Below are 13,277 nucleotides of genomic sequence, written 5' to 3' on the forward strand. Positions count from 1 at the left end.
TGTAGGTATAAAAATAATTTAAGGGTGAAAGCATGAGTTTAATACCTAAGGATGCACATGGTTCATGGAGTAAGCTATTGACTGATGAAGTTAAGGAAGAATTAAATATTATAGAAGAAAAAATCGGAGATAATACTAATCCTCATCATGATAATGTGCTGAGATTTATGAAATGCAATCTATATGATATAAAGGCAGCTGTCTTAGGACAAGATCCGTATCCGGAAAAAGGAAAAGCTACCGGCCGCGCTTTTGAGGTGGGAGATTTAAAGTCATGGAATCAAAAGTTCAGACAGATTTCTCTTAAAAATATAATAAGATTGATTCATAAGAATTATAATAATATAGAAAAATACGATGACATTATGAAATTTTCAGAAATTCAAAGAGAAATTGAAACGGGATGCTTTAATATTTTACCTCCCGATCAATTATTCAAATCATGGGAAAAACAAGGCGTTTTATTGCTGAATACCTATTTATCGGTGGAGCCGGGCAAGTCGGGCAGTCATATTTCCATTTGGGAACCGTTCAGTATAAAGCTTTTGAATTATATCTCTGAGGAAAACAAAAATATAAGCTACTTTTTGTGGGGTAAATTTGCAGAAGAGAAAAGGCAGTATATAAAGCACGGAAAATTTTATATAAGCAGGCATCCGATGATGTGCTCCGAAAAATACGATGATGATTTTTTAAGGAATGATTGTTTTAAGGAAACAATGGGAATTATTAATTGGCTAGGCTAACCTACCATTTTGATGACTTTATTATCAATCTGTGAAGCTCTTTTGAGCTTCTTTTTTTATTGAAGCCAGCTCATATCTAATTTGCAAAATTTGCAACTTAAAAAATAATAATTGCATATAAATTATAAAATAATCACATGGCAAATAATACATATAAATTATATGCATTTATGCTTGACTAAAAATCACAATCATATTATAATGTGCATTAATAATCAATGATATGTTTAATTACATATTTGCAATTAATAAATTAAATCTTTCAAAATCCGGAGGTGCAGCATGAAATTTAACCCTGTAGAAGTAATTAAACCAAAATTATATAAGAATGTTTTCCCATATGATGAAATTCCTAAAATAAAATTTAACAACATTCAATTACCTATGGATATTCCTGAAAACATATGGATTACAGACACAACATTCAGAGATGGACAACAATCAATGACAAATATGAACAGTGAACAAATGGTAAAGCTATATGAGTATCTTCATTTGCTTGATAATGGTTCAGGTGTAATAAAGCAAACTGAATTTTTTCTATATTCACAAAAAGATAGAAGTGCAGTAGAAGCCTGTATGGATAAGGGTTATGAATTCCCGCAAATAACCTCATGGATAAGAGCCAATAAGGAAGATTTCAAGTTTGTTAAGGAAATAGGTATAAAGGAAACGGGAATTTTAATGTCGTGCTCTGATTACCATATTTTCAATAAGCTTAATAAAACAAGACCTGAAGCTATGAAAATGTATTTGGATATTGCCTATGCAGCCTTGGAAAACGGTATCGTTCCGAGATGTCATTTTGAAGATATAACGAGAGCAGATTTTTATGGTTTTGTTGTGCCTTTGGCAAAAAATCTTATGGATTTGATGAATGAAAGCAATATAAATGTAAAAATAAGAGCTTGTGATACTTTGGGGTTAGGAGTTTCTCATGTGGGTGTTGAACTTCCAAGATCGGTACCTGCAATAATACATGGTTTAAAATACTATGCAGGTGTTCCCTCGTCTTCAATTGAATGGCATGGTCACAATGATTATTATGGAGCAGTTACAAATTCAACTACAACATGGCTGTATGGCGGAGCATCTGTGAATGCTACATTATTTGGTATTGGTGAAAGAGTAGGCAATACACCTTTAGAGGCAATGATAGTCGAATATGCGCAAATAAAGGGAAATTTAAAGAATATAAACTTAGAGATTATAAAAGAAATAGAAGAGTATTTTGAAAAAGAGCTAAGGTATGATATTCCACCTAAGACACCTTTTGTAGGCAAAGAATTTAATGTGACTAAGGCAGGTATCCACGCTGATGGTTTGTTAAAGGACGAAGAAATATATAACAGCTTTGATACAGGAAAAGTATTGGGTAAGCCACCTTTGGTAGCAATTAATTCTTATTCCGGCATATCAAGTATTGCATATTGGATAAACAGTTATTTCGGACTTAAGGGTAAAAAGAAAATACAAAAATCTGATGAAAGATTAATAACTATTAAAAATAAAATAGATGAAGAATATGAAAAGGGCAGAACATCCAATATTTCCACTCAAGAAATGGAAGAGATGGGCAATATGTATGTTTTAAATGATAAATATAAATACAATGATAAGGCAATATAGGAGGCAGTATGAGTTTAACGTTAACTGAAAAAATAATAAAAAATCATTTGATTTCAGGTCATATGAAAACAGGAAGTGAAATCGGAATAAAAATAGATCAAACATTGACACAGGATTCTACAGGAACAATGGCATATTTGCAATTTGAAGCTATGGGAATAGATAAAGTCAAAACAAAACGATCTGTGGCATATATAGACCACAACATGCTTCAAACAGGTCCTGAAAATGCAGATGACCACTTGTATATACAAACTGTAGCAAAAAAACACGGCATTTATTTTTCAAAGCCAGGAAACGGAATTTGTCACCAAGTACATTTGGAAAGATTTTCCGTTCCCGGGGATACACTCCTTGGCTCTGACAGCCATACCCCTACCTGCGGAGGATTGGGTATGCTTGCTATAGGTGCCGGTGGGTTGGATGTGGCAGTTGCAATGGCAGGAGGAGAATATAGAATTTTGATGCCTGCTGTTGTGAATGTTGAATTAGTAGGAAAGTTAAATAAATTTTCAACTGCAAAAGATATAATACTTGAGGTTTTAAAGCATTTTACCGTTAAAGGCGGTGTAAATAGGGTGTTTGAATATACAGGAGAAGGAGTTAAATCTTTATCTGTACCTGAAAGGGGAACAATTACAAACATGGGAGCAGAGCTTGGAGCAACCACTTCAATATTCCCTTCCGATAAAAGAACCTTAGAATTTTTAAGAGCACAGGGAAGAGAAGAAGATTTTACAGAGCTTAAAGCCGATGGGGATGCGGTATATTCTGAAAAAATAATAATAGATTTAAATGCATTGCAGCCCAATGTAGCACTTCCTCATTCACCTGATGCAGTGGTACCGGTAAAACGGGTTAAAGGCATTAAGGTAAATCAGGTTGCAATAGGCAGCTGCACAAATTCATCATATGTGGATATGATGAAGGTTGCAAAAATATTAGATGGATATACTGTGCACGAAAATGTATCATTAGTAATTTCTCCCGGCTCTAAGCAAGTACTTACTATGCTTGCTTCAAATGGAGCCTTATCAAAGATGATAGCTGCCGGTGCAAGAATTTTAGAAAGTGGATGCGGTCCTTGTATAGGTATGGGTCAAGCTCCCAATACAAATGGTGTTTCTTTAAGAACATTTAATAGAAATTTCAAAGGAAGATGTGGTACAGATACTGCCGATGTTTATCTTGTAAGCCCCGAGGTTGCTGCATACTCTGCCATAAAAGGATATATTGCAGGAAACGATGAATTTGATTATGACGTTGATCTTGATATTGTAATGCCTGAACAGTTTCCTCTACAGGATAATATGATAATCAGTCCTGCAGACAATGGCTCAAAGGTAGAAATAATAAGAGGACCAAACATAAAGCCATTCCCTAAAAATAAGGAATTAGGCAATCGAATTAGTGAAAAGGTATTAGTAAAGGTTGGAGATAATGTTACAACTGATGACATAATGCCGTCAAATGCCAACCTTTTGCCTTACAGATCAAATATTCCTTATTTATCAGAATTTTGCCTGACACCAATAGATAAGGATTTTCCAAAAAAAGCGAAAAATAATTGCGGAGGAATAATCGTTGCAGGTAAAAATTACGGTCAGGGTTCGAGCAGGGAGCATGCTGCATTGGCACCTCTTTATTTAGGTATTAAAGCAGTTATTGCAAAATCCTTTGCGCGTATTCATAAAAGCAATTTAATAAATAACGGGATTATTCCTATGATATTTAAAAACGAGGCAGATTATGATGATATAGATGAAATGGATGAATTAGTTATTAACGATCTGTTAATACAATTAAAAAATGAAATTGTAATTGTTGACAATATTAAGAAAAATAAAAAATATGAAATGGAGCTTACATTATCTCAAACACAAACCGACATAATAAAATCAGGCGGATTATTAAATCATATGATTTTAAAGAATAATGTATAGAGGTTAAGATGAAAAGAAAAATTACTTTGATTACGGGAGACGGAATAGGTTTAGAAATAATGCATGCAGCTGCAAATATAATTGATAAAGCAACAAATAATATTCAGTGGGAAGAAGTAAGCGCGGGATATACTGCTTATGAAAAGTTTGGTGAATTGTTGCCTGAAGAAACTATTAAAAGCATAGAAAGAAATAAAATTGCTTTTAAGGGGCCAATTACGACACCTGTGGGCAAGGGTTTCAGAAGCATAAATGTGTTATTAAGACAAAGGTTCAATTTATACTGCAATTTAAGACCTGTAAAATCCTTTGAAGGAGTTAACTGTTTATATAAAAACTTAGATTTAGTTATCATCAGAGAAAACAGTGAGGATTTATATAAAGGAATTGAGCACATGATAACAGATGCTGCTGCTGAAAGTATAAAGATTATAACAAGGGGTGCCAGTGAAAGGATTGCTGATTTTGCTTTTAAAACAGCTGAAAAAGAAAAAAGAGGCAAAGTAACATTGACACATAAAGCAAACATAATGAAATTAACAGATGGATTGTTTTTAGAATCCGGGCAAAAAATTTCGCAGAACTATCCCCATATTAATTTTGAAGATGTTATAGTTGATGCAATGTCCATGAAGTTAGTTATGAATCCATATGATTATGAAGTGATTGTAGCACCTAATTTATATGGTGATATACTTTCTGACATGGCTGCAGGATTGGTAGGAGGTCTGGGAATGGCTCCAAGTGCCAATATAGGTGAAGATATAGCAATTTTCGAACCTGTTCATGGCTCTGCCCCTGATATTGCAGGTAAAAATATTGCAAATCCTACAGCTGCGATATTATCAGGCATTATGATGCTTAAATATATCGGTGAAGAGACAGCAGCTATTAAAATAGAAGATGCGCTTAAGATAGTTTTGAAAAATAATAATCTTCATACCAAAGATATAGGAGGAAGATTAAGTACAACAGAATTTAAGGAAGAAATAATTAAGCTATTGTAACCCTTGATTTTTCAAGGGTTTTTATATAATTATCAACAGCCTGACAACATTTGTTAAGATTTGTTAAGAAATTATACAACCGTTGAAATACCACATTAATACATTTAAGAAATATTCGACAAAATTTGATAAGTTTCTATAAATGTGTAGATTCTAATATAAATTAACGGTGCACATATAAAAATAACTATATATAGTATGTATTGACATAAATTAAGCTCGATGCTACAATATGTAGTATCACGTGATTTAATACATTTATAGGGAGATAAGGGATTATGAGAATACTTAAAAGAACCGGAACCTTTGTTGACTTTAATGCAGAAAAAATAACCAATGCTATCATTAAAGCCATGAAGGAAACCAAGGAAGGTGTAGACGAGGTCCTGGCAAGGGAGATAAGTCATAAAATACAAACAGAATTAGAGAGTAAAAACTTTCCTATACCCGTAGAAGTTGTCCAAGATATGGTTGAAAATGAGTTGATGGACAGCAGAAGAAAAGATGTTGCGAAAAAATACATACTATACAGATATGAAAGAGATAAATCCAGAGATTCACGTAAAAGAAAAGATTATAAGCTTTTAAGCGAAGAATTTATCAGCAAGTACAAACACATTGGCTCTCCGATGAATCAGCTTGGAAATTTCGTATATTACAGAACTTATTCAAGATGGCTCCCTGAAGAAAGAAGAAGAGAGTATTGGTGGGAAACAGTCAGAAGAGCAGTTGAATATAACTGCAGCTTAGTTCCTACAAAAAAAGAGGAAGCAGAGCAATTATATGATAATATTTTTAATTTAAGACAATTTTTATCAGGAAGAACATTCTGGGTAGGAGGAACTCCGGTATCATACAACTATCCGATGGCTAACTTTAATTGTGCATTTGAAATTATAGATGATTTCCATGCCTTCAGAGATTTATTTTATCTGTTGATGATTGGCTCGGGAGTTGGCGTAAGGATACTGAAAGATGATATTTCGAAGCTTCCTAAGGTCAGAGGAAACTTCAGAATAATTCATGAGGATTATACACCTGTTGCAAAGCAAAAAAGAGAAGATAACACCGGAGTAGAATTTAACCATAACAATACTGTAAAGATCATTGTAGGTGACAGCAAGGAAGGCTGGGTGCAGGCACTTGACTATTTCTTAGGATTTATAAACTCAAGTGAATACAGAAATATTAATACCATAATTATTAATTATAACAATGTAAGACCAAAGGGAGAAACATTAAAAACGTTTGGTGGAACTGCAAGCGGTCATTCCAGCATGAAAAACATGTTTACAAAAATTGACTCGGTAATAAAAAAACGCAGTGCAATTGAAGGTAAGGAACGTTTCAAGCTTAAACCTATCGATTGCTTGGATATAGCAAATATCATAGGAGAAAATGTTGTTGTAGGCGGAGTTAGAAGAACTGCTGAAATAATGCTTATTGACTATGATGATACTGATTGTATAGAAGCAAAAAGCAAGTTATATAAAAATATTGACGGACAATGGATTGTTGATAAGGACATTATCCACCGTTCCATGAGTAACAATTCGATTTATTACAGGAAAAAACCGACAAGAGATCAGTTGAGATGGCAGCTTGAACAAATGCGCTACTCAGGAGAACCGGGATGGGTTAATGAGGTGGCAGGAGCAAAGAGAAGGCCGAATATGAACGGTGTAAATCCTTGCGGAGAAATATTGCTTGATAACAAAGGCTTATGTAATTTAACTACTATGAATGTTTTTGCCTTTGTTGATGAAGACGGAAACTTAGATGAAAAAGCATTGATGAGGGCGCAAAGATTATCTGCAAGAGCAGCATACAGGATGACTTGCGTAGAGCTTGAATTATCACAGTGGGACAGAGTTCAGCAAAGAGATAAAATAACAGGATGCTCATTGACAGGATGGCAGGATATGGTTAATGCTGTGGGTTTTGACAGAGAGCAGCAGGCAGAACTGTTAAGAAAATTAAGAGATGCTGCAAAGGATGAATCCGAGCGATATGCAAACGAAATAGGTGAAAGTGCGCCGATTCTTGTAACGACAGTTAAACCGGAGGGTACATTGTCACAGCTTCCGGGAGTATCAAGCGGAGTTCATTATTCGCATTCACCGTATTTCTTGAGAAGAGTAAGAATTAACAGCCACGATCCGTTGGTTAAGGTGTGTGAAGAGCTTGGATATTCAATTTATCCTGAAATTGGTCAAGATATCAAGACATGTACCACAAAGGTTATTGAATTCCCTGAAAAAGCACCTAAGGGCAAGACAAAATATGATGTTACGGCAATCGACCAATTGGAAAACTACAAATTGTTCATGGAAAACTACGTCGACCACAACTGTTCAATTACAGTACACGTAAGAGACAATGAGTGGGAGCAGGTAGAACAATGGGTATGGGACAACTGGGATGATGTTGTTGCACTATCATTCTTATCATTAGACGACAGCTTCTATCAGTTAATGCCATATGAGTCAATAACAGAAGAAGAATACATCAAGATTAAAAAAGAAATGAAACCATTTATACCATCCTTATTAAGCAAATATGAAGTACAGGAAGAAGCATTGGATGTAGGTAATGAAGGCTGCGAAACAGGTCTATGCCCAATAAGGTAAGGAAGATGTCCTAACCCCATTTCTCAGAGATTTCTTTTGAGAAATGGTTGGTAGGTCATTCGCAACGAATTCCCAATGTTTGCGACCGTAGGGAGCTTAAACATTGGTGAATGAGACTGGGACGACCCAAAAATCTCTGATTTGGTGTCGGCCGCTTATGCTGGAAGTGAAAGCGACAGGGATAGTGAAGGATCTCATGTAAGTGAGATCCTTTAAAAATAAAAATTATAATCCTTTATTAAAAATGATTTTACAATAACCCTTATATAATCCATCGATTGGGTTTTTGCATTTTCATAACTAACAGTACCTCTTAGAACTCTTACTAACATTCCTTCAAACACTAAAAGCGTCATATCATTTAATTTATCAGCATTATGTGATTCTATGAATCCTTCATTAACACAGTCCATAACTGTTGTCATACCCCTGTCATGAATATTTCCTTTTAAAAGCATTGTTGATATTGTATCATGATGAATACCTAAATCTTCAGGAAACAGAGAATAAAATTCTGTAACATATTCTTCAATGTGCTTTGACAGCTTAGGGAAAAAGATAGCATTATATATATCAGGTTTTAAATATGCATAGTTAAAGAAACATTCCCACACCATTAAAAATCTATCCATTGCATTTTCTGCATTTGTTAAATAGGAATTAAGTGCAAGTGCGTAATCTTTTATATTTTTCATTGCTCCAAAGAAAATCAGATGATCTAAATTTTCAAAGTAGTTATAGATTGTTGCACTGTTATATCCGGCTTTTTGAGCTAAATTTCTAATAGTTACCTTCTCTATACCTATTTCATTGATCAGTTCATCTGCAGCGCTGATAAAATGATTAATTGCCAATTTTTTATGTTTTTCACCCATTATTAAATTTCCACCAATTATGTATTTATTTTTATATTGATATTATCACATTTTTAAAATAATAGCAAAAAAGTTATAACATTTTTTGCTATTATTTTAAATTTTATAAAAAATTACAAATCAAATCATAAAAAATCGTTTGCATATTAACTGCAAATATGATAGTATAAAAGTTAACGAAATTAATCATGATTATAATTGTTAATAAATAAACATTTATAATCATGATTACAAAAAGGAGGAAAGGATATGAAATTAGAAATTGGTAATTTCCTGATTAAGGATGTTATCTTTGGAGAGAAGACCATGTTTAATAATGGAATTCTAACCATCAATAAGGAAGAAGCAATTGCATTCATCAAGGAAGATGAACACATCACCGACGTAGACATTATAATTGCTAAACCGGGTGAAAATACGCGTATAGTTCCGGTTAAAGAGGCTGTAGAACCGAGAATCAGACCCGACGGAAGAGCTGTATTTCCTGGAGTAACAGGAGATATCGAAATGGCCGGAAGCGGAAGAGTACATGCTCTGAAAGGATGCAGCGTATTAGGTGTGGGAATGCATTACGGAAGCTTTGGAGACGGTTTAATTGACATGGGTGGAGATGGTGCAAAATATACTTTGTTTTCGCAACTAATAAATATATGTATAGTTGCTGATACCGACGAAGAGTTTGAAAGATTTGAACAGCAAAAGAAAAATACGGCTATAAGAATGGCATCTCATAGATTTGCTGAATATTTGGGTTCTACTGTTAAAGAAATGGAACCTGAAGAAGTTGAAAGCTATGAGCTTAATCCGGTAACAAAGAGAGACAGCAATCTAAATAAACTTCCGTCAGTTGTATTGGTTATGCAGCCACAGTCACAAATGGAAGAATTAGGTTACAATGATTTAGTATATGGATGGGATATGAATAAGTATGTTCCTACATTTATGAATCCAAATGAAGTGTTAGACGGAGCGTTAATATCCGGCAGCTTCATGCCTTCTTCATCAAAATGGGCTACGTATGATTTCCAAAACTTTCCTACTATAAAGGAATTGTATAAGGAGCATGGAAAGACAATTAATTTCTTAGGTGTTATTATGTCAAATCTGAACGTTTCCTTAGAACAAAAGAAAAGATCTGCTATATTTGTTGCACAGATGGCTAAATCATTAGGTGCAGATGGAGCCATAGTAACTGAAGAAGGATATGGTAATCCGGATGCGGACTATATTCTTTGTTTAGCCGCATTAGAAGATGTGGGAGTAAAAACAGTAGGAATAAGCAATGAATGTACAGGGAGAGATGGTGCTTCACAGCCATTGGTAACTCTTGATGAAAAAGCAAACGCATTAGTTTCAACAGGAAATGTTTCTCAGTTGATTGAACTTCCGCCGGCAGATAAAGTTATAGGTGAATTACAAGCATTGGCAAGAGACGGTCTTTCCGGAGGATGGTCTTATGATGAAATATTAGGACCTTCCGTAAGAGAAGATGGTTCTATAATAATGGAGAATAACGGAATGTTCTGCGGTGATATGATTGCAGGATGGTCAACAAAGACAATGAAGGAATTTTAGGAGGTGAGGAAATGAAGAAAGCAATACATTATATAAATCAATTCTTTGCAGGAATTGGCGGAGAAGATACTGCTGACTATAAGCCGGAAATCAGAGAAGGGGTTGTAGGACCTGCACTTGCATTAAATTCAATGCTTAATGCAGAGGTTACACACACTGTTATATGTGGTGATAACTATATGGGAAGCAATACAGATGAAGCGATAAAGGAAATTTTGAGTATTTTGGAAGATAAGGAATTTGATATTTTCATTGCAGGACCTGCTTTCCAGGCAGGAAGATATGGTGTTGCATGTGGTAATATATGTAAAGCAGTCAAAGAAAGATTTAATGTTCCGGTACTTACTTCCATGAATGAAGAAAATCCCGGAGTTGAGATGTTTAAAAAGGATATGTATGTGTTTAAGGGTGGAAAATCGGCTGCTAAATTAAAGGATGATGTAAAGGTATTAGCATCTTTTGCAAATAAAATATTAAATGGTGAAAAAACAGGTTCGGCTGATGAGGAAGGATTTTTCTCAAGAGGTATAAGAGCTCAGATTTGGTTGGAATCCGGAAAAACCGGCGCAGAACGCGGTGTGGAAATGCTTATAAAGAAATTAAACGGACTTCCTTTTGAAACAGAACTTCCTATACCAAAGCAGGACAGAGTACCTGTTGCTATTCCTATAGCGAATTTATCAAAAGCTAAAATAGCTATCATGACTACAGGAGGAATTGTACCTGTTAATAATCCTGATAGAATTCAATCAGCATCTGCAACAAGATGGGGCAGATATGATATATCAAATATTGACAAGCTTGAATCCGGAGAATATAAAACTATACATGCAGGTTTTGACCCTGCGGCAGCAGATGCAGATCCTAATGTAATCATGCCTATCGATGCAATGAAGGCATATTTAAAGGAAGGTAAGTTTGGAGCGCTTCATGATTATTTCTACAGTACGGTAGGAACAGGAACCACTCAGGCAGAAGCTATAAGAATGGCAAAAGAAATAATCGTAAAATTAGAAGAGGACAAAGTAGACGGAGTTATAATGACATCAACCTGAGGCACCTGTACACGTTGCGGTGCAACAATGGTAAAAGAAATAGAAAGGGCAGGTATACCTGTAGTATTATTGTGTAATTTAATACCTGTTGCAACAACTGTGGGAGCTAACAAAATTGTTCCTACAATTTCAATTCCTTACCCATTGGGAGATCCCGGTACATCATGGGAAACTCAATGGAAGCTTAGATATCATCGTGTAGGAGTGGCTTTAGATGCGTTAACTGATGATATTGAAGAACAAAAAGTATACAAGGTAAAAATATAATGGGGTGTTTCAACAATCTGCCATATGGAGGGTATATATGGAAAAATCAAAATCAAAAAATAATACAGTGTTTTACGTATCTTTTGTTATATCTCTGTCTATAGTATTCTGGGGTATAATGGCACAAAACAGTTTTGCATCCTTTGCTGATTTACTAATGTCTTTTTTAACTGATAACTTTGGATGGGCATATCTTATATCAATGTTTGTGTTTGTATTGTTTGCATTAGTGTTAGCTTTCAGCAAGTACGGAAATATAAAATTGGGAGCAGACGATTCAGAACCTGAATATAGTACTAAATCCTGGTTTGCAATGTTATTTGGAGCCGGCATGGGAATAGGATTAGTATTTTGGGGAGTTGCAGAGCCCATATCTCACTATGTCAGTCCTCCGTCAGGAATAGTGTCTGGAACTACTGAAGCAATGAATTTTGCCATGAAAGCATCATTTATGCATTGGGGATTCCACCCTTGGGCAAATTATGCTATTATAGGTCTTGCATTAGCATACTTCCAATATAGAAAAAATAAACCGGGTTTGATCAGCAGCATTTTCATTCCATTATTTGGAGAAGAAAGGGTAAATGGTCCCATAGGCAAGACGATCGATATCCTTGCTGTGTTTGCAACTGTTGCAGGAGTAGCTACTTCCTTGGGGTTAGGTACATTACAGATTAACAGCGGGCTTAATTACCTTTTCAATCTTCCGGAAAATACAAAAGTTCAATTAGGCATAATTACATTTATCACAATTTTATATATCTGGACTGCAGTCAGTGGAATAGACAAAGGTATAAAACTTTTAGGAGATATAAATTTATATCTTGCATTTGGATTATTAGTTCTGTCATTTATATTTGGACCTACATTAAAGATAATTAATTCATTTACAAATGGATTAGGACAATATATAAATGGATTTATTGCTGACAGTCTTCATATTGATCCGTTTGGTGATAAGGGCTGGACTAATGGATGGACGATTTTTTACTGGGCATGGTGGATTGCTTGGGCACCATTCGTTGGAACGTTTATTGCGCGTATATCCAAGGGAAGGACAATAAAAGAATTTATCGGTGGAGTAATATTTGCTCCCGCAATAGTGTCACTTGTTTGGTTCGCTGTATTTGGTGCAATGGGGCTGAATTTAAGTGAGACTCTTGGTGTAGAAGGGTTAGCTGCAGCTGCTACAAATCCGTCAACTGCATTATTCCAAGTGTTCAATCATTATCCGTTAGGGAAAATATTGTCATTTATAGCGGTCGTGTTATTAACTACATTCTTTATTACATCTGCAAATTCGGCAACCTTTGTTTTGGGAATGCTTAGCTCAGAAGGCAATCTGAATCCTTCAAGACAAAGGCAGTTTCTTTGGGGAATAGTTCAGGCATTATTTGCGACAGCGCTTCTAATTTCAGGTGGATTATCAGCATTGCAGACAGCTTCTATAGCAGCGGCATTTCCTTTTATTGTCGTAATGCTGTTAGCCATAGTTTCCTTAATGAAAGCACTAAGGGAAGAGAAGTAATAAAAATTAAGTTTAGCTATGG

9 protein-coding genes are annotated in these 13,277 nt (G+C 35.0%); 8 read left to right on the top strand and 1 reads right to left on the bottom strand.

Features of this window, described 5'->3' with window-relative positions:
* The first annotated feature begins 32 nt into the window (after positions 1–32).
* The 5 genes from RT412_RS04930 to nrdJ all read left to right on the top strand — a co-directional run bounded on the left by RT412_RS04930 (position 33) and on the right by nrdJ (position 7,955).
* A complete protein-coding gene (locus tag RT412_RS04930) occupies positions 33–746 on the top strand; it encodes a uracil-DNA glycosylase (protein WP_313345845.1) in 714 nt (237 codons plus the stop codon).
* 282 nt (positions 747–1,028) lie between these two features.
* Positions 1,029–2,375, top strand: coding sequence for a 2-isopropylmalate synthase (locus RT412_RS04935; RefSeq protein WP_313345848.1), 1,347 nt, complete (start codon positions 1,029–1,031; stop codon positions 2,373–2,375).
* An 8-nt stretch (positions 2,376–2,383) separates the two neighbouring features.
* On the top strand, positions 2,384–4,318 hold the full coding sequence (locus RT412_RS04940) for an aconitate hydratase (RefSeq protein WP_313345851.1): 1,935 nt from the start codon (positions 2,384–2,386) through the stop codon (positions 4,316–4,318).
* Between the two features lie 8 nt (positions 4,319–4,326).
* Complete coding sequence (locus RT412_RS04945) at positions 4,327–5,325, top strand: isocitrate/isopropylmalate dehydrogenase family protein (RefSeq protein ID WP_313345853.1); 999 nt, start codon at positions 4,327–4,329, stop codon at positions 5,323–5,325.
* Positions 5,326–5,603: 278 nt separating this feature from the next.
* Positions 5,604–7,955 carry a ribonucleoside-triphosphate reductase, adenosylcobalamin-dependent gene (gene nrdJ / locus RT412_RS04950; protein ID WP_313345856.1) on the top strand — a complete coding sequence of 784 codons (2,352 nt, stop codon included), beginning with the start codon at positions 5,604–5,606 and terminating at the stop codon, positions 7,953–7,955.
* 212 nt (positions 7,956–8,167) lie between these two features.
* On the opposite strand, the gene RT412_RS04955 is transcribed toward nrdJ, so the two are convergent.
* Positions 8,168–8,830 carry a TetR/AcrR family transcriptional regulator gene (locus tag RT412_RS04955; RefSeq protein ID WP_313345859.1) on the bottom strand — a complete coding sequence of 221 codons (663 nt, stop codon included), beginning with the start codon at positions 8,828–8,830 and terminating at the stop codon, positions 8,168–8,170.
* Between the two features lie 249 nt (positions 8,831–9,079).
* Here RT412_RS04955 and RT412_RS04960 point away from each other — a divergent pair, with 249 nt between their 5' ends.
* From RT412_RS04960 to RT412_RS04970, 3 genes are read left to right on the top strand one after another with little or no spacing between them, the layout of a single operon-like run.
* Entirely contained in the window at positions 9,080–10,405 is a 1,326-nt protein-coding gene (locus tag RT412_RS04960; RefSeq protein WP_313345862.1) for a glycine/sarcosine/betaine reductase component B subunit, read from the top strand.
* Positions 10,406–10,416: 11 nt separating this feature from the next.
* Complete coding sequence (gene grdH / locus RT412_RS04965; protein ID WP_313345864.1) at positions 10,417–11,727, top strand: betaine reductase selenoprotein B; 1,311 nt, start codon at positions 10,417–10,419, stop codon at positions 11,725–11,727.
* A 37-nt stretch (positions 11,728–11,764) separates the two neighbouring features.
* The gene (locus tag RT412_RS04970) at positions 11,765–13,255 is read left to right on the top strand and encodes a BCCT family transporter (RefSeq protein ID WP_313345867.1); all 1,491 of its coding nucleotides are present in this window, start codon (positions 11,765–11,767) and stop codon (positions 13,253–13,255) included.
* Positions 13,256–13,277 lie beyond the last annotated feature (22 nt).

The sequence above is a fragment of the Sedimentibacter sp. genome, from assembly GCF_032080165.1.
Lineage (GTDB): Bacteria > Bacillota > Clostridia > Tissierellales > Sedimentibacteraceae > Sedimentibacter.